The sequence below is a fragment of the Streptomyces sp. 184 genome (genome assembly GCF_045781775.1).
Taxonomy (GTDB): Bacteria; Actinomycetota; Actinomycetes; order Streptomycetales; family Streptomycetaceae; genus Streptomyces.
Genome location: NZ_CP123230.1, coordinates 5,177,735 through 5,194,492 on the forward strand (window position 1 = coordinate 5,177,735; position 16,758 = coordinate 5,194,492).

At 70.8% G+C, this 16,758-nt stretch carries 17 protein-coding genes, 1 tRNA gene and 2 pseudogenes; 11 read left to right on the plus strand and 9 right to left on the minus strand.

All coding sequences use genetic code 11. The features are described from left to right. Positions 1–17 precede the first annotated feature (17 nt). Positions 18–680 carry a PadR family transcriptional regulator gene (locus tag QBL21_RS21850; protein ID WP_407563919.1) on the plus strand — a complete coding sequence of 221 codons (663 nt, stop codon included), beginning with the start codon at positions 18–20 and terminating at the stop codon, positions 678–680. A gap of 326 nt (positions 681–1,006) precedes the next feature. On the opposite strand, the gene phnE is transcribed toward QBL21_RS21850, so the two are convergent. From phnE to phnD, 3 genes are all read right to left on the minus strand, one after another. Continuing rightward, positions 1,007–1,801: a phosphonate ABC transporter, permease protein PhnE gene (gene phnE / locus QBL21_RS21855; protein ID WP_407563920.1), complete on the minus strand. Its 795-nt coding sequence runs from the start codon at positions 1,799–1,801 to the stop codon at positions 1,007–1,009. A 62-nt stretch (positions 1,802–1,863) separates the two neighbouring features. Beyond that, positions 1,864–2,601 (minus strand): phosphonate ABC transporter ATP-binding protein, encoded by a 738-nt coding sequence (locus QBL21_RS21860; protein WP_407563921.1) that lies wholly within the window; start codon positions 2,599–2,601, stop codon positions 1,864–1,866. A 43-nt stretch (positions 2,602–2,644) separates the two neighbouring features. Beyond that, on the minus strand, positions 2,645–3,553 hold the full coding sequence (phnD, locus tag QBL21_RS21865) for a phosphate/phosphite/phosphonate ABC transporter substrate-binding protein (protein WP_407563922.1): 909 nt from the start codon (positions 3,551–3,553) through the stop codon (positions 2,645–2,647). Between the two features lie 259 nt (positions 3,554–3,812). Here phnD and selD point away from each other — a divergent pair. The 4 genes and pseudogenes from selD to QBL21_RS21885 form a co-directional block, all read left to right on the plus strand. Beyond that, positions 3,813–4,541: pseudogene (gene selD / locus QBL21_RS21870) on the plus strand (selenide, water dikinase SelD); the annotation flags it as partial. A gap of 43 nt (positions 4,542–4,584) precedes the next feature. Continuing rightward, positions 4,585–4,662 (plus strand): annotated as a pseudogene (locus QBL21_RS21875) (hypothetical protein); the annotation flags it as partial. A gap of 119 nt (positions 4,663–4,781) precedes the next feature. Continuing rightward, positions 4,782–5,579: a hypothetical protein gene (locus tag QBL21_RS21880; RefSeq protein ID WP_407566504.1), complete on the plus strand. Its 798-nt coding sequence runs from the start codon at positions 4,782–4,784 to the stop codon at positions 5,577–5,579. A gap of 188 nt (positions 5,580–5,767) precedes the next feature. Continuing rightward, on the plus strand, positions 5,768–6,259 hold the full coding sequence (locus QBL21_RS21885) for a hypothetical protein (RefSeq protein ID WP_407563923.1): 492 nt from the start codon (positions 5,768–5,770) through the stop codon (positions 6,257–6,259). A gap of 103 nt (positions 6,260–6,362) precedes the next feature. Here QBL21_RS21885 and QBL21_RS21890 read toward each other — a convergent pair whose 3' ends face one another. The 4 genes from QBL21_RS21890 to QBL21_RS21905 form a co-directional block, all read right to left on the minus strand. Then, positions 6,363–6,992, minus strand: a complete 630-nt coding sequence (locus tag QBL21_RS21890) for a hypothetical protein (RefSeq protein WP_407563924.1) — start codon at positions 6,990–6,992, stop codon at positions 6,363–6,365. Between the two features lie 499 nt (positions 6,993–7,491). Next, complete coding sequence (locus QBL21_RS21895) at positions 7,492–8,064, minus strand: hypothetical protein (protein WP_407563925.1); 573 nt, start codon at positions 8,062–8,064, stop codon at positions 7,492–7,494. Further along, positions 8,061–8,639 (minus strand): MauE/DoxX family redox-associated membrane protein, encoded by a 579-nt coding sequence (locus QBL21_RS21900; RefSeq protein ID WP_407563926.1) that lies wholly within the window; start codon positions 8,637–8,639, stop codon positions 8,061–8,063. The genes QBL21_RS21895 and QBL21_RS21900 overlap by 4 nt, the downstream gene beginning before the upstream one ends. 1 nt (position 8,640) lies before the next feature. Continuing rightward, a complete protein-coding gene (locus QBL21_RS21905) occupies positions 8,641–9,135 on the minus strand; it encodes a hypothetical protein (RefSeq protein WP_407563927.1) in 495 nt (164 codons plus the stop codon). Positions 9,136–9,361: 226 nt separating this feature from the next. Here QBL21_RS21905 and QBL21_RS21910 point away from each other — a divergent pair. Both QBL21_RS21910 and QBL21_RS21915 read left to right on the plus strand, forming a co-directional pair. Continuing rightward, positions 9,362–9,454, plus strand: a tRNA-Sec gene (locus tag QBL21_RS21910). 269 nt (positions 9,455–9,723) lie between these two features. Further along, complete coding sequence (locus tag QBL21_RS21915; protein WP_407563928.1) at positions 9,724–10,413, plus strand: SelB C-terminal domain-containing protein; 690 nt, start codon at positions 9,724–9,726, stop codon at positions 10,411–10,413. Here the strand turns inward: QBL21_RS21915 and QBL21_RS21920 are convergent. Continuing rightward, positions 10,382–10,978: a TetR family transcriptional regulator gene (locus tag QBL21_RS21920; RefSeq protein WP_407563929.1), complete on the minus strand. Its 597-nt coding sequence runs from the start codon at positions 10,976–10,978 to the stop codon at positions 10,382–10,384. The genes QBL21_RS21915 and QBL21_RS21920 overlap by 32 nt on opposite strands. Positions 10,979–11,079: 101 nt before the next feature. Here QBL21_RS21920 and QBL21_RS21925 point away from each other — a divergent pair, with 101 nt between their 5' ends. Together QBL21_RS21925 and QBL21_RS21930 are read left to right on the plus strand one after the other, a co-directional pair. After that, complete coding sequence (locus tag QBL21_RS21925; protein ID WP_407563930.1) at positions 11,080–12,249, plus strand: FAD-dependent oxidoreductase; 1,170 nt, start codon at positions 11,080–11,082, stop codon at positions 12,247–12,249. Between the two features lie 80 nt (positions 12,250–12,329). Continuing rightward, positions 12,330–13,499, plus strand: coding sequence for an FAD-dependent monooxygenase (locus tag QBL21_RS21930; protein WP_407563931.1), 1,170 nt, complete (start codon positions 12,330–12,332; stop codon positions 13,497–13,499). A gap of 144 nt (positions 13,500–13,643) precedes the next feature. Here the strand turns inward: QBL21_RS21930 and QBL21_RS21935 are convergent, their stop codons facing one another. After that, positions 13,644–14,324 (minus strand): TetR/AcrR family transcriptional regulator, encoded by a 681-nt coding sequence (locus tag QBL21_RS21935; RefSeq protein WP_407563932.1) that lies wholly within the window; start codon positions 14,322–14,324, stop codon positions 13,644–13,646. 213 nt (positions 14,325–14,537) lie between these two features. On the opposite strand from QBL21_RS21935, the gene QBL21_RS21940 reads away from it, so the two are divergent. Beyond that, a complete protein-coding gene (locus tag QBL21_RS21940) occupies positions 14,538–15,527 on the plus strand; it encodes an ABC transporter permease (protein WP_407563933.1) in 990 nt (329 codons plus the stop codon). A 178-nt stretch (positions 15,528–15,705) separates the two neighbouring features. Beyond that, complete coding sequence (locus tag QBL21_RS21945) at positions 15,706–16,680, plus strand: GlxA family transcriptional regulator (RefSeq protein WP_407563934.1); 975 nt, start codon at positions 15,706–15,708, stop codon at positions 16,678–16,680. Positions 16,681–16,758: the final 78 nt, after the last annotated feature.

The following is a 16,758-nucleotide window of genomic DNA, read 5'->3' on the forward strand; positions in this document are numbered from 1 at the left end:
CCGACCCGAGGTCCACCGTGTCCCTTCGTCACGCGCTGCTCGCCGTGCTGACCGCCGAGCCCATGACCGGCTACAACCTGCTGCGCTACTTCGACGGCACCGTCGCGTACATGTGGCAGGCCCCGCACAGCCAGATCTACCCCGAACTGCGCCGCATGGAGCAGGACGAACTCGTCGAGGTCCAAGTCGTCCCCCGCGGCAAGCGAGCCGAGAAGCGCGTCTACTCCCTCACCGCCACGGGCCTCGCGGAGTTGCGTTCCTGGCTCGGCGAACCCGCCCCCTACGCACCCGAACGCGACCCCTCGCGCGTCCGCGCGGCCCACTTCGAGTTCTCCTCCTATGCCGCCGCACGCGACCAGCTACGCGCCCATCACGCCCACTACACGACCGCGCTCGTCGCCTGGGAACGCATGGTCGACGACCTCGAAGCCCACCGCGTCCCCCTGCTGCGCTCCCGCCTCAGACAACGCCCCGAAGCCGAGCACGAAGCGATCGTCGCCTTCAAGCTCTTCGCCTTCCGCGGCGAGGCCGCCAAGGCCCGCACCGAGATCGCCTGGGCCGCAGAAGGTCTCGCACTCCTCGACCACCTCGAACAGCACGCGGTCCCCCTCTGGGGCGAGACCCCCGACGAGACCGGACAGGCCGAAGCCACTCCGGAGCCGCCCGAGTCCGGCGGCTGACGCCCATGGCGACGGGCGGCGTGTCGTGAAAGGACCACCATCGTGTCCGCAACCAGCCGCCCCACCCACGTCGGCGCACTGATCCCGATCCTGCTCACCGCCGTCCTCATGACCCGCGCCACCGCCTCGTGGCACCCGGCCCCGGCCCGCGCCCCGGCCCCCCGCATCACCGCCCCGGCACCGGCCCTCCCAACCGCCCCGGCACCGACGCCACCGTGGTGGAGCGCCCCGCCGGGAGGCGCAGCCGCCCGCCGCGGGGGCAGTGCACGGGCCGCGCCCTGCGGCCCGGCGGTGTGCGTCGGCACTCGTCGGCCCCGGCCGGCCGATCAGCGACGGCCGAACGGTCCTCGGCTCCGCCGGGGTGCGAGGCTGTGGGTCACGGCTCCCATGCGCGTGCGCAACGAACGCGAGACCTGGTCCACGGCGAGAACGAGCAGCAGCAGCGCGAGCACCAGGGTCGCAAGGTCCCGGTAGCGGAACAGGTGCATGGAGATTCCCATGGCCTGGCCGATACCGCCGGCGCCGACGAAACCGACGATCGCGGAGCTGCGGATGTTGCACTCCCACTGGTACAGCACCAGCGAGGCGATGCCGGTCCGCGCCTGGGGCAGGATCGACAGCATGCCGACGGTGAACCCGGAGGCACCGGTGAGTCGCAGCGCCTCGACCGGATCCGGGTCGACCGCTTCCAGTTGTTCGGAGACGAGCTTGGCGAGCAACCCTGCGGCGTGCAGGGAGATGGCGTAGACGCCGGCCGCCGGGCCGAGGCCGACCACCGCCACGAACAGCAGCGCCCACAGCAGTTCGGGCACCGAGCGCAAGACTGCGGCCAGCAGGCGCGCTCCCGCCGCCAGCCAGACGGGGGCGCCCATGTTGCCCGCCATGGGCACGGACAGGGCGAGTCCCATCGCGACGCCGAGGAACAGCGCGGCGATCGAGATCTGTAGGGTCTCCAGCACCGCGGCGGCCACGGACCGCAGGAACTCCCCCTCGAACCGCGGCGGGATCAACCCGGCCGCGAATTCTCGGGCACCCGACCAGCCGGCGAGCGCGTTCGCCCCGTTCACGCCGGTCCCGTGCAGCGACCAGACGACGGCGGCAACGGCGAGGGCAAGGAGCAACCACGAGGTCTTCGGTCTTCCGGCACGTCGCGTTCTGGCGGCCTCGGCGGGTCGGCTGCGCGTCATGTGCCCACCGGTGTTCCCGGGTAGATCCTTGCGATGTCCCGGTCGGACAGTCCGCTGCCGTCGTGGACGAGCCTGCCCGCGCGCAGGGCTATGACGCGGGTGAACCGTCGCGCGAGGTCCAGGTCGTGGGTGGAGAGCATGACCGTGGTTCCTTCGACGAGCAACGCGTCGACCGCGGCCCGTGCGGTGACCGGGTCGAGCCCGGAGGTGGGCTCGTCGGCCAGCAGCAGACGCGGGGCCGGGAGCACCGCCCGCAGCACTGCGAGGCGCTGCTGCTGGCCCCTGGAGAGGTTTTCCACGCGGTCGGTGAGGTAGTCGCGGATGCCGAGGGCGTCGGCGAGGGCATGAACGCGCTCTGCGTGACGGGATGGGATTCCGCCGCGCAGGACGGCTGCCCACTCCCGCAGCCTCCAGGCGGGGGCGGTGCCCAGCACCGCATTGGTCTGGACCCGTAACCCCGGCACCAGGGCGGTCTCTTGGCGCACCACTCCGGCCCTGCGGCGGATCCGGCGGAGTTCGGCGGGCCGTGCGGTGGTGAGTCCGCCCACCCGGACGCGGCCCCGGTCCGGTGTGACGCCTCCGAGGATGCAGCGCAGCAGGGTGGTCTTGCCGGAGCCGGAAGGGCCGAGGAGCACGACGTGCTCGGCATGGTCGATGGTGATGCTCACGTCGTCCAGGGCGGGTGTGCCGCGCCCCGGGAACGACACGGCCAGGCCCTCGGTCTCGATGTTCATCAGGCGGTTGCCCCCAATCGTGAACGGGCCGGTCAGGCGGGGGTCATCCGTCGGTGGTGAGCAGGCCCAGTTCCTCGGCCCGTTCCCTGATCGCCGCGTAGTCGCTCTCGGACACCTCCCGGTATTCGCTGGTCTGCATCAGGTCCAGCAGTTGCGGGTCTTTCATCTCCTTGAAAGCCCTGGTGACCGAGGTGGCCGCCGCGCCGCCCAGTTCGTCGCGAATCACCCAGGGGTAGCCCATGACCCGTTTCTTCTCGACGATCCGAAGGTCCCCCTCGGGGACGGCGCCCTCGTCCTCAAGGCCCCGCAGGATACGTATTTCCAGCCCGCCGGCATCGGCGGAGCCGTTCACCACCGCCTGGGCGGTGGCGTCGTGGCCGCCGGTGAAGGTGACTTCGGACAGCGGCGGGCACTGGTCGATCGCATTCGACGAACACCGCGCCCCGGCCGCGTTCAGCATCATCCGTGGATACAAGCTGCCGGAGGTCGAGCTGACGTCTCCGAAAGCGAACTCTCCGTGTGCGTCGAGGACATCCCGCACGGACTCGTACCGGGAGTCGCTGCGCACCACGATGCCGGACAGGTACTCCTCGGTGCCGGTTTCCTCGTCCGTCTCGGTGACCAGCGGCGTCACGTCCACTTTCCGTTCGGCCTGGGCATACGTCAACCCACCGAGGTAGGCGATGTCGATCTGCTCCGCGGCGAGGGCGGTCACCACTCCCGCGTAGTCCGTCGCCACGAATAGCTCGATCTCGGTGTCGAGCCGGTCGGCCAGATATGCCCGCAGCGGTTCGTACTTCGCGTTCTGCCGATCCGGCGCAACGTTCGGTACGACGCCCACCCGCAACTTCTCCGGTATGCCGTACCCATTGGCATCGCCTGCGGTATCTCCGCCACCGCAGGCGACGGCCATGAAAGCGACCAGCGTAAGGGCAGCCCGCAGCCGCACCATCCGCACTCTCCACTCCGTCGTTCACGTCTGTGCTCACGACCTCGGTCGCGGTGGCCGTCATGCTGCCAGCACGCTCCTGACACGTCGACTGTCGTACGCCCGCAGCGCGAAGTCCTCGCTGCCTGTGCAACTGAGGAAAACCGCGGTCGAAAACGCTCCAAAGGCTTCGTTCGAGCGCGCACCTCGACCGTCTCCGCGGCGATCTGGTCCAATGCCGTCAGGCGCCCTCACCAACTACCTCTTCCCGAGGTGCGTTGCCATGCGACGACATCGAGATGGGAGATCAATGGTGCGTTCGACCCAGTACGCCGCGGGTGGAGGCTGCGCATGCAAGTTACCGCCGTCCGATCTGGAGACACTCCTCGGCGGACTGCCGCCGGCGGGCCCGCCGGAAGCCGCGGAGAACGAGCTTCTGGTCGGATTGCACCCTGCCGACGATGCGGCGGTCATCCGTCTCGGTAGGACTCAGGCCGCGGTTCTGACGACGGACTTCTTCGGCCCGGTCGTGGATGACACCTACGACTGGGGGCGCATCTCCGCGGCCAACGCACTCTCCGACGTCTACGCCATGGGCGGCACGCCGCTCATGGCGGTCGATCTGCTGGCCTGGCCCCCCGACACACTGCCACTGGAGTTGGCCGACGAGGTGCTGCGCGGGGGTTGGGACACCGCCCGTGGGGCCGGATGCCATGTGAGCGGCGGGCACAGCATCGTGGACAGCGAGCCGAAGTACGGTCTCGCGGTCACCGGAGTCGCTTCTCCCCAGCGACTGCTGCGCAGCGATGCCGGCCGCGCCGGCGATCCGCTGACCTTGACCAAGCCTCTGGGTGTCGGAGTACTGAACACCCGGCACAAGGCCACGGGACAACGCTTTCCCCACGCCGTCGACTCGATGACCCGACTCAACGCGAGGGAGTCGCAGGCCGCGCTCGCGGCCCGGGCGGTGTGCGCGACGGATGTGACCGGCTTCGGGCTCCTCGGCCACCTGTCACCTCGGCCGCGCCCCACTCGCTCCGGAGGCCGTCGAGGCCGTGCAGTTCGCGGCCGGTTACGTGGACGTGGAGTACGACGTCCGGGCCGCACGCGGCCGGGGAGCGCTGCGGGCACTTCGTACGGCCGTACCGGCTGCGGAGGTGGTGCACGTCGTCAACAACGGCGCCGCCGCGCTGGTTCGGCCGCGACGGCGCTGGCCGCCGGGCGGGAGATCATCGTGGGCCGTAGAGAGCTGGTGGAGATCGGCGACGGCTTCCGGTTACCGGAACTGCCGTTCGCCACCGGTGCGCGGCTGCACGAGGTGGGTACGACGAATCGCACGATCGCCGACTACGGGCGGGCGCTCGGGCTGGAGACCGGATTCATCCTGAAGACTCACCCCTCGAACTTCCGGATCGAAGGCTTCACTGGCACGGTCCCCGTACGCGACCTCGCCGGGCTCGGCGCCGTCGTCGTGGGCGACATCGGATCCGGCCTGTCCACCCCCGACCCGGTGCTCCGCGACGAGCCGGACGCCTCGGCATGGCTGGCCCAGGGCAGCACGCTGGTCATCGCCAGCGGCGACAAGCTGCTCGGCGGGCCGCGGGCCGGCCTTCTGCTCGGCTCCCGTGCGGTCCTGCATACCCTGCGCCGCCACCCGCCGGCCCGCTCCGCGCGAGTGGACAAGCTCACTCTCGCCGCCCTCGAAGCCACGCTCATGGCACCGACGACACCCGCCCGGACCGCGGTGCACGCGGACGCGGACAGCCTGCACACGCGTGCGGTGGTGCTCGTCGGCCAATCGGGGAGGCGCGGCGTCGAGGAGGCGGTCGTGGCGAGCGCGGGGTGTGGCGGGGGACGCGGCGCTCCCTGGGTCGAACTGCCCGGGTGGGCCACCCGGCTGCCCCTCGCGCCGGCCGCGCCGCTCCGGCGTGGGAGCCCGTGCGCCGTGGGCCGGATCCCGCACGGACACTGCCTGCCGGCCCTGCGTTGCATACCGCCGGAACGGGACACCGGCCTCCTGGGTGCGGTGCTCGCGGCGAATGCCGCGTGAGAGACGGGCGGGTGTCCATGCGGACCGCTGGGCGGAAACCGACAGTGGCGTCCATCCAGCCCGTGCCAGAGCAAGCCTCCTCCTCGTACATCGACATCACACCGGCACAGCACTTCACCTTCGGTGATTGCCGCTGCGGGGGGTGTGGGTGCGATCTGCTCGTCGAAGGCACATGGGGTGTCCTGGAGTTGGACAGCACCACGTGCTACCTCACCAATCACCACCGCTGGCAGCCGCTCACCGTCTGGAACCTCGAATACACGAGCGAGCAGTTCGGCATCGAACTCGGCGGTGGCAGAGTCCCGATCCCCTTCGAGCTCTTCGGCGTCACCGCCGGCACCGTGCACTTCCTCACCGTCCACGGCCCCGAGCCGTACAGACCGCCGCCGCTGCCGGCTTCGGCGTGCGTCCAAGGGCTGTTCGACCCGCAGTGGAGGCCGCGTCGTGGTACGCGCGGCCACGCCGTGCTGGCAGCCCTGTGCCGCACCACGGATCTCCGCTACCCGCCGCAGGCCCGTGACATCGCCGCAGAGCTGGGGATGACCGTCCGTGCGGTGCAGGGTCAGATCGACTACCTCGCCGGCCGGCTGGGCGTCCGCCCGGTACCCGGCGGCCGACGGCCGGGCTGGAAACTCCAGGCTCTGGCCCAGGCCGGCCACAGGCTGGGGATCGTCGAATGAAGCAGGGGAGCGTCCGATCGAACCGGACGCTCCCCTTTCACCCGGCGCTTCGCCCGAGCCGCTACCGATCCGGACGAGACGGGTGCCCGGTAGGGGTGCCAACTCAGCCACCGGTGAGTGCATTACCTCCCAGGATCCCGGTCATCACCAGCAGGCTGGCGAAGCAGCCGACCCGGACGGCTGGGCGGATGCGGTGCAGCATCCGCAGGACCCAGTGCGGCTCCTCGAAATCCTCCCGGGGATGCCAGGGCAGCACGAGGGTGACGAACGTCAGCGGGAGGCAGAACCCCACGCCGTACGCCAGGCCGGTCCACCACGGCACGAGCTGGAGAAGGGACAGTGCGAAGACCACCCAGGTGGCCGTGGACACTCTGATCGTCGTCCATGCCAGTCCCGTGTCCAGCCCCCACATCAGTGGCCCGAGACGAGAGCCGAATCTGCTTGCCAGTGCCTGGGGGGTCTGGCGCCGCAGCGTCAGTTTGCAGTACGCGCCCGACCTGAGGCCGACGACCTCGACGACGACCATCCCCGTGGCCAGTACCGCCGCCAGAACAGCTCGCAGAGTCAACGGCAGGGAACCGACCCAGAAGGCGGCGCCGACGAATGCGAGCGTCGCGAACAGCAGAACGCTCGAAAGCAGAAACCCTCCGGCAAGAGCACCCAGGGGGTAGGCGGCTTGGCTCCGCCTCTTCGTGCTGGCCCCCTGCACGAGAGGGCCGGGCACCTCCATCATCGGCCGGAGCATGCCCACGAAGGAAACGCCTCAAGGACTGAAGAGCTGCGCGAAACCCGCCACCGCCGCCAACAGGACGCCGGCCAGTCCGAGGTGTTCAGGAGTCACGTCTGGTCCACTGCGCGAGAGCAGGCGAACGGGCCGCTGTAGCAGTTCCCCGACTTGGTGCATTCATAGCACGCGATGAACCGGGACCCGAAAGAACATGTCCAGGCCCTTCTGCTGTATCCGGAAGGGCAGCACACGGTGTAGCTGTTGGGGCAGCCGAGGGGGCAGTTCGGTGTCGAGGAAAGATGGCAGCACAACACCTCGCGTACCTGCGGGGAGGCTTTGGCGGTGCTGGAGGTGGCGACCATGCCGGCAAGCCCGCCGACGATGGCCAGGCCGCCTCTTCCCAGCAGCCCGAGCGCGCCACGACGACCCACCGACTCCACCCCACCGGATTCGTCGGGGGCGGTACGCGTTGCGGTCGTGTGGACTTGCGGTGCTTCCACACCGGTCATCTGGGGTCACTTCCCTTCAGCGAGGACGGCTTGCCGATGTCATGGAGTTCCTCGTCTTGCAGCGACTTCCGCAGCACGTCGAGCTGCCGGGTCGAGGGAACGGTGGTGGCGCGGGTGAGGCGGCCGTGCTTCACGACGACGGCCACCGGGCTGGTGTTGATGCCGAGTTCATCCCAGACCCGCGCGGCGGGGTCGATGATCGTGCGGTTGGGGTCGAGGTCGTAGCTCAGGGTCAGGTCGGGATCGATGGCGGGGTCCTGTGCGGCGATGACGAGCAGCACGTCAGGGGGTACGGAACCGTCCAGCGAGGCGGCGATAGACCGGCAGTTCGCGCACTTGTCGGACAGCAGCAGCGCGATCGCGGCTGCTGCCGAGTCGAGTTCCGCCGGGAGCCCGGCGCTGCTCGGCGGCTCCCCCACCTTGGCTATCTCGATGGGCTGCGGTCGATCGACCAGACCTCCGTGCTTGCGGATCTGCTCGATCAACCGGTACATCTCGATCTGCGAGCCGAGCAGGAGGAAGACCAGCACCGCCGTCACCACGACGGAAACCGACAGCACGATCGTCATAGTGTCTCCGGTTCCTTGATGCGTGCGGTGACCAGCGGCTTGAGCACACGCGCGGACTCATCGATGGCGCGCCGATAGCCCACCGCCGCCCTCAGGACGTGGGCGAGGGACACGGCGCGCAGCACGCAGATCGCCACGAGCACTCCGGCAAGACCTCGGACGCCGGCCGTGGCGGACCAGGACGGGCCCGTGAGCTGCAAGGCCGCGGCAACGCCCAGCCACACGGGCAGCAGTACGATCTGACGTCGGCCCAGGGCGCGGCCACCCGCGCCGAAACACGAGCATTCGATCACCCGCTCGGCACGCAGGGCCATCGCTCCCGCCGCGGCGAACGCGAGACCGAGCGCTCCGACGGCGTATCGCGTCCACATCGCCGACGGGGTGATCAGCAGCGCTCCGGCCACGAGCAGTTCGGTTGCGGGAACGAGCAGGATCAGTGCACGCCGCGTACGGCCCGTGAAGCCGATGCCGCTGAGCGTGCGGGCGAACTCGGCGCGCATCCGGAGCTTTTCCAGGCCGGCCCAGAGCAACACGCCGGATACCGGCAGGAGGAGCAGAAGCCCGGCAGCCTGCACCTCAGCCTCCGAAACGGACGGCTGTGGCGGTGAGTACGCTCTCGTGCCGGTTCTCCATGCAGAAAGCCACGGCGTGGGAGCCCCCGGTCCTGCGCTCTCCGTTTCGCACCGTCTCCGGGAGGATGCGTATCCGCCGTCCGTCGACGTGAGCCTCGCTCCGGGGACCCGGCTGGAACGGTCCCGAGACGGCCGTGACGAACGGCAGGGCGTGGTCGGGTGATCCGTCGGCGTCCGAATTCATCACCATCACTACGTCGCCGGTCCGCATCCGCCAGCCGTCCGGGAATCCGACGGCGGGCACAGACGCAGTGCCTCCGCCGTCCAGCTCGACTTCGACGCTCAGACCGGTGACGTGCGTGACCAGTCCGGGCTTGGCACGCCGACTCGGCGCGGCGGACGCCGGTGAGCCGGCCACGGCCGGCGCCGCCGCAGCGGCCACCGCCGCTACGCCGACCACGCCCTTCAGTACGGACCGCCTTCTATGGCGTTGACCCATGGCTCCTCCACATATGATTCTCCGGGCAGCAGTGCACTGCCTCCCGTAAGCGCTTGTCCGAAGTGTGCGCCAGCGGTCGACACCCGGCATGAGGACCACTTCCCTTGGCAAGAACTCCCTGAAGTGGTATCGCCGGTTCCACTGTTGACGCCGCGAGCAGCACCATGAGAGCGTGACGCCGCTCTCGCCGCCCCGAAAGGCTCGGGGAATCGAGAGAACGGGTCCTGGAGGCGTTCAGGTGGCTGGTGCCCCTCCCGATCTTCAAAATCGGTGTGGTCCGTCATACGGGCCAGGCGGGTTCGATTCCCGTCCGTCTCCGCCGCCTCTCACTCCGAATGGCAATGTGGCACTCGCTTCGGTTTGTCCGTGGATGGATGTCTGACGTGCGCGTGATAGCGACGGCAGGTCACGTGGACCACAGGAAGACGACGCTGGTGCGCGCGCTCGTCCGCCGAGCATCCGGCGCCGGAGCCCGCGCCGCGGCGGATCGTCGTACTCCGGGACCTCGACGGCACGCCGGAAGAGGCCGGTGAGCTGCGCCGCAGGCTCTTCGCCCGGCGCGCGGAGCTGAAGGCGACGGGTGTGCCGGTGCGCGGTACCCCGACGGCGGCGGACTGGCTCGTCGGCCCCGCCCCCTGGAACCGGCTGCGCGAACGGCTGGCCGAACTGGTGGCCGCGTACGCGTTCGACCACCCCTACGAGGACGGCCCGGCCGTGGAAACAGCCCGGCAGCACCTGGAGCTGCCCGCGGCGGCACTCGTCAAGGCCCTCGTGACGACGCCGTTGAGACTCCGGGCCGATCGCATCGTCCCCGGGGCCCCCGAGCTGCCCGCGGCGGTCGCCGCAGCCGTACGGCATGTCGCCGGCGCGCTCACCGAACGTCCCTTCGCGGCGCCCGATGCGCCGCGGCCGGCCGAACTAGGGCTCGGCCGACGGGAGATCGCGGTGGCCGCCCGTGCCGGCGTCCTGCTCCGGCTCTCCGACTCGGTCGTCCTGCTGCCCGACGCCCCCGCCAAGGCACTCACCCTCCTCGACGAGCCGGCCCAGCCGTTCTCGGTCAGCGATGCCTGCCATGCCCTCGGCACTACGCGACGCGTGGCGCTGCCACTGCTCACCGTCCTCGATCGCGAGGGCCGCACCCGCCGGCTCCACGACAGCCGACGGCGGCTGGTGGCCCGCGGTGGGTTGCACGACGGAGGATATTCCGCAGTCGCACACGGGCCACCGGGCGGGGTGGCGACACAGGTCAGGGGACGGGGGACGGGGCGGGGGCCGTGAGGTAGTGCTGCACGACCGGCGCGAGCCATGCCAGCAGGTCGTCGAGGGACAGGTCCCTGGCCGCTGGGTAGCGCAGCACATAGCGAAGCAGCGCCGCGCCGAGTATCTGTGAGGCGATGAGCGTCGCCCGCACGCTCGCCTCTTCGGGCAGCGGGCAGACGGCCGTGACCAGCGGCTCCACCTGCGTCCGGAAAATCTGCCGCATGCTCTCGGCACCCATCGGGTTGCTGGCGCCGGCGCGTAGCAAGGCGGTCAACGTCTCGTCGCTCTCCCACCCGCCGAAGAAGTGGCTGACGAGCGCGGCGCCGACCTCGTCCACCGGCAGCCGGGTCAGGTCGGGCAGCCGCAGGTCGATCGCCGAGGCGACGGCGAAGAGCCCTTCCTTGCTGCCGTAGTAGCGCATGACCAGCGACGGGTTGATGGACGCGTCCTTGGCGATGGAGCGGATCGTCGCCCGCTCGTAGCCTTCCGCGGCGAACCGCTCGCGGGCGGCCGCGAGGATCGCCGCGCGGGTGGCGTCGGACCGTCGCCGCTTCGCGGGCGGCGGGCATTCCGTTGATTCCATGGCCGCCAAGGTACGCAAACACGTGTTTGCAAACCATTGTTCACGGGTGTCAGGGTCACCCGGACCGCTCACGACGACACCGATGCCCGAGGACCCCCACCATGAGCGAACTTCCCGACTACACCGACGTTCTCGTGATCGGCGCGGGCCCCACCGGCCTGGCGCTGGCCGCCACCCTGCGCGCTGTCGGCGTGGGGTGCTGCGTGATCGACAAGGCGGAAGAGGGCCACAACCACTCCCGTGCGGTCGGGACCCTCCCGCGCACGCTGGAGATGCTGCACCAGTTGGAGGTCGCCGAGCGCATGGCGGAGGTGGGCAATGTCGCGCGGCGGGTACGGATCTTCTCCCGCGACCGCGACCGCGACATCGCCACTCTCCGGCTCGACCGGCTGCGTACCGACTTCCCGTATGCCGTCCTGCTCCCCCAGCACGCCACCGAGCGGATTCTCCTGTGCCGGCTGCGTGAGCTCGGCGGCGACGTCCACCGGCCCTTCCGGCTCTGCGGCCTGCGGCAGAGCGGGGACGAGGTCGTCGCCACCGCGGTGGACGCGGTCGGGGAGAAGCGCACGCTCCGCGCCGCCTACGCGGTCGGCGCCGACGGCGCCGGCAGCGCCGTGCGCAAGCTCATCGGCGTGGACTACCCCGGCGACGCCTTCCGGCACCGCCTCGTCCTGGCCGATCTGCAACTCGACGGCGGGTCACCGCCGGACGAGGTGCACCTGTTCTTCTCCCGCGCCGGCACCGTGATCATGGGCAACATGCCCGGCGGCCTGCACCGCGTGTGCCTGTCGGTCGACGACGTGCCCCACGGGCTGACACCCGGGACCGCGGAAGAACTGCTGCTGGAGCGGCTGCCGGTGAGCAGGCGGATCCACGTCCAAAGGTTGGCGACCGACTCCGACACGCCCGTCCAGCACCGCGTCGCGGAGCGATACCGCACCGGACGGGTGTTTCTCGCCGGTGACGCCGCGCACACCAACAGCCCCATCATCGGCCAGGGCATGAACCTCGGCATCCAGGACGCCATCACCCTGGGCAACCTGCTGGCGACCGTGTTCCTGGTCGGCGAGGACGACCTCGACGCGTACGAGCGGGTCCGCCGCCCCATCGCGCGCAACGCCGTCGCCGTCACGCGGCGGATCCAGCGGCTCGCCACCGAGCGCAGCGCCTGGAAGGGCGGCGTGCGCGACGCCGTCTTCTCCGTCGCCCCGAGGCTCCCCGCGGTGAACCGGGCGATGCTCGCCCGCATGACCCGCCTCATCGACCGCTGACTCGCCGCCGGGCGCCGCGCCCTACGGCGACCGCCGTACGGCGCCGCGCCACGCCCTACGAGAAGGGATCGCCTCCCACCATGAGTGAACTCCCCGAGACCACGGACGTCCTGGTGATCGGCGCGGGCCCCACCGGGCTCGCGCTCGCCGCCACCCTGCACGCCAGGGGCGTCGGCTGCCAGGTCGTCGACGCCGCCGAAGAGGGCGGCAACTACTCCCGGGCGGTCGGAACGCTGCCCCGCACCCTGGAGATGCTGCGGGAACTGAAAGTCGCCGAGCGGCTGGCCGAGGCGGGAAACCGCGCCGAGCGGATCCGGATCTTCTCCGGCGACCGCGACCGCAACATCGCCACCCTCCGGCTCGACCGGCTGCGCACGGACTTCCCGTTCGCCGTGCTGTTGCCGCAGCACGTCAACGAGGCGGTCCTGCTCGGCCGGCTGCGCGAACTCGGCGGCGACGTCCACCGGCCGTACCGGGTCTCGGCAGTTCAGCAGAGCGCCTCCGAAGTCGTCGCGACCGTGACGGGAACGGACGGCGAGCGGCGCACCGTGCGCGCCGCGTACGCGGTCGGCGCCGACGGCACCCGCAGCGACGTGCGGAAACTGATCAAGGCGGGATTCCCCGGCGAGACCTTCGCCCAGCGGTTCATCCTGGCCGATCTGGAGCTGGCCGAAGGCTCGACGCCCGACGAGATCCACTTGTTCTTCTCCCGCGCGGGCGCGGTCATCATGGGCCGTATGCCCGGCAGGCTGCACCGGGTGTGCTTGTCCGTCGACGAGTTGCCCGGCGAGCTGACCGCGGAACGGGTCGAGGCGCTGCTGCGGGAGAGAGGTCCCGCCCGGCGGCGGATCCGCGTGCTGGACGTGGCGAACGAGTCGTACACCAAGATTCACCACCGGGTCGCGGAGCGCTTCCGCGTGGGGCGGGTCTTCCTCGCCGGCGACGCGGCGCACGTCAACAGTCCCATCATCGGCCAGGGCATGAACCTCGGCATCCAGGACGCCATCACCCTGGGCGACCTGCTGGCGCGTGCACTGACCGGCGGTGGTCCCGGCGTCCTGGACGACTACGAGCGCATTCGCCTCCCGATCGCCCGCGACGCCGTCGGCGTGACCCGCCGCATCAACGCCGCCGCCACCGTGCGCAGTCCGGTGAAGGGAGCCGTACGGGACTCACTCATGCCCCTGACGACTTTCCCGCCGCTGAATCGCAGGATGATCTACCGGCTCACACGGCTGGTCGACCGCTGACCCTCCTTTCGCCCCGGTGAGCGGCCGGCCGGACTCCCCGGCCGGCCGCGTACGGCGGCGCCGTGCGTCACGGCGGGCCGCGCCGACCACGGTGTTTACCACGTGGAATTCTCCGCACATCTCCGCCGGGTACGACGCGGCCGGCTAGCCCTTCTCCGAGTTTTCACTCGCCGGGCCCCAGGCGGGGCCGAATTGGCGGCGGAAGCGCCGGAACCAGCCGAGGCTGATCATGGGGCCCGGTAGCGGGGCGGTGCGCGACAGGGCAGCGGCGGGCCGCAGCCCGTCCAGGTACAGCTCAAGCTGGCGGTGGGCCAGATCGCGGTCGAGGGGGAGCAGCCTGCCGGGCAGCGGCCGGCCCAGCCGGATGATCGCCAGGACGATGTCGCCGAAGCCCACGTCGTCGCGGAGCAGTTGCGCCGCCTGCGCCCGGAACACCAGCCCCTGGAGCAGTGCCGCCGCGTCACGCTGCGATTCCTCGATGAGGTCGTCCACGGCGAACCTGCCGGAGAGCGTCGAGAACAGCACCCCGAGTTCGAGTTCGAGGGCGGTGTGCATGGCCCGGCGCAGCGCCTCGAACTCGTCCGGCTCCTGCTCGATGGCCCGGCGCACGTGGTCGTAGAGCCCGGTCAGCGTCTCGGCGATGACGCCGCGAATCAGGTCCGCACGGCTGGGAAAGCGCCGGTACAAGGTCGCAATGCCCACTCCGGCGCGCCGCGCGATTTTCTCCAGTGCGACGTCCGGGCCCTGATCGACGAACACCTGACGAGCGGCCAAGAGGATCCGCTCACGATTTCGTTGCGCATCAGCACGCATTCTGGCGGCCACGGCTCCTCAATTCGTTTCCCTGCCACCAGATTAGGAACCGGGAAGCCGTGTCTTCCCGTCGACGCCCGCAAGTGATAGCACAGTCGGCCTGAACCCTCCATAAAGCGCGCAACGGCAATGACTTCCGGTATGAAGGTGGCGTGCGAAGGCGGCCGTTGTGCCGCGTCCGCACGGAATTCCGGACCCCTTCTTCCCTTTCGACGAGGCCGCCTTATGAGCACCCAGAGCCGCAGCATGGTCGTCGCCATGGTGATGGTCCCCCTCGCCATCACCCTGGCGCTGTGGGCCTTCATCTGGCCCAATGCCCGACTCGAACCGCGCGATCTGCCCATCGGCATCGCCGCCCCCGCCGACGCCGCCGCCGGTATCGAGAAACAACTCTCCGCCCGCGAAGGTGCATTCGACCTGCACATCTATCCGGATGAGCAGGCGGCCCGCACCGCCATCGAGGAACGCGAGGTCTACGGGGCGGTGGTGAGCGGACCCGAGGGCCCCAAACTGCTGACCGCCTCCGCCGCCAGCCCCACCGTCGCGCAGTTGCTGGCCACCACCGCCACCGCGTCCGGCGCTTCGGCCGAGGAGCCGATGCCGGTGGAGGACGTGGTCCCGAGTCCGGCCGCCGACCCGCGCGGCAGTGCGTTGAACTCCAGCATCCTGCCCCTGGCCATCGCCGGCCTGGCGCTCGGCGCCGTCGTTCCCCTGCTGGGCATGCGCGGCACCCCTGCGATCGGCGCGGTGCTCGCAGCCGCCACTCTGATCGGGGTAACGGCAGGGCTGATCACCGACACCTGGCTGGACATCCTCACCGGCAACTGGTGGGCGCAGGCCGGTGTCTTCGCGCTCATCGTGCTCGCCGGCGGCGCCGTGGTCGCCGGGCTCGGGGCACTGCGCGGACATTCCGGCATCGCGCTGGGCGCGCTGCTGGTGGTGATCTTCGGCAATCCCTTCGCCGGCATCACCTCCGCCCCCGAGCTGCTGCCGGAGCCCGTCGGCATGATCGGCCAATGGCTGCCGCCGGGCGCCGGGGGCACGCTGCTGCGCTCGGTCTCCTTCTTCGACGGGCACGGCGCCACCGCCGCGCTGATCACTCTGATCATCTGGGCCGTCGTCGGCCTGTCCCTCCTCTGGCTGGACGACTTCCGCCGGTCCCGGCGGGACATTCGCGAGTTCGAGGCCCTGCGCCCCTCCGCGGAAGCAGCCTGACGCGACGGCGCACGGCGGCCGGGGCTAGGACCCCGCCGATCTCCCCGGCCGTGTCCGGCGGACCGCGCCACCCGCGCGGCCCGCCGGGCGCGGCCAAACGGACGACTGTGCGCCGCATCGCCTCCGCTTCCCGGCAACCGCTTCGACGTCCCCGGGCAGGCGGTCTACATTCACCGTCGTGCATGTGGTGGCAATCCTCGCCCTGGACGGCGTCATCGCCCTCGACCTGGCCATTCCCTGCGGCGTCTTCGGAATGGCCGGCGTCGGTCGGACGCCGTACTACGAGACCAGGGTGTGCACCGTGCCCGGAGGTGTGGCGACCTCGGCGGTATTTGGCGCCATGCGGCTGGAGTCCGGTTGGGGCCTGGACCAGTTGGCCGACGCGGACACGGTGGTGGTGCCGGGCAGCGACCGGTTCCTCGACGAGCCCCCACCCGAGATGCTCCGGGCCCTCCGCGCCGCGGCGGCGCGCGGCGCCCGCATCGCCTCGATCTGCGTGGGCAGCTTCGTCCTCGCCGCGGCCGGGCTGCTGGACGGCCGGCGCGCGACCACGCACTGGGAACACGCCGCGGCCCTGGCCGACCGCTACCCGCAGATCGAGGTGGACACCTCGGTGCTGTACGTGGACGACGGCGCGATCCTCACCTCCGCCGGCGTCGCCTCCGGGCTGGACCTGTGCCTGCATCTCGTGCGCCGGGACCACGGGGCGGTCGTCGCCGCCCGCACCTCCCGCCGCATGGTGGTCCCGCTACAGCGCGAGGCCGGCCACGCGCAACTCGTACCGCACCACGAACCCGGCGACGGCCTGTCGGCGCTCTACGCCGTCCTCGGCTGGCTGGATGCCCATCTGGACCGTACGTTGACGGTCCAGGACATCGCCCGGCACGCCTGCGTCAGCGTGCGCACGCTCACCCGCTGGTTCCGCATCCACCTGGGCACCACGCCCCACCAGTGGCTCCTGCACCGGCGCGTCAACCGCGCCCGGCAGTTCCTGGAGGCCACCGACCTGCCGGTCGACCGCGTCGCGCAGGAAGCCGGCTTCGGCTCGCCGACGACGATGCGCACCCATTTCATCCGTCAGCTCGGCGTCTCTCCCCGCGCGTACCGCAGTACCTTCACGGCCGCGACCGACGCGGCCGGGCACCCCGGCTGAGCATCCGCACGCCCGCGCCCCTGCACACCCGCGCCCGCGGGGCGTGCGACCGCGGAAGTTCCGCGGTCGTACGGCATG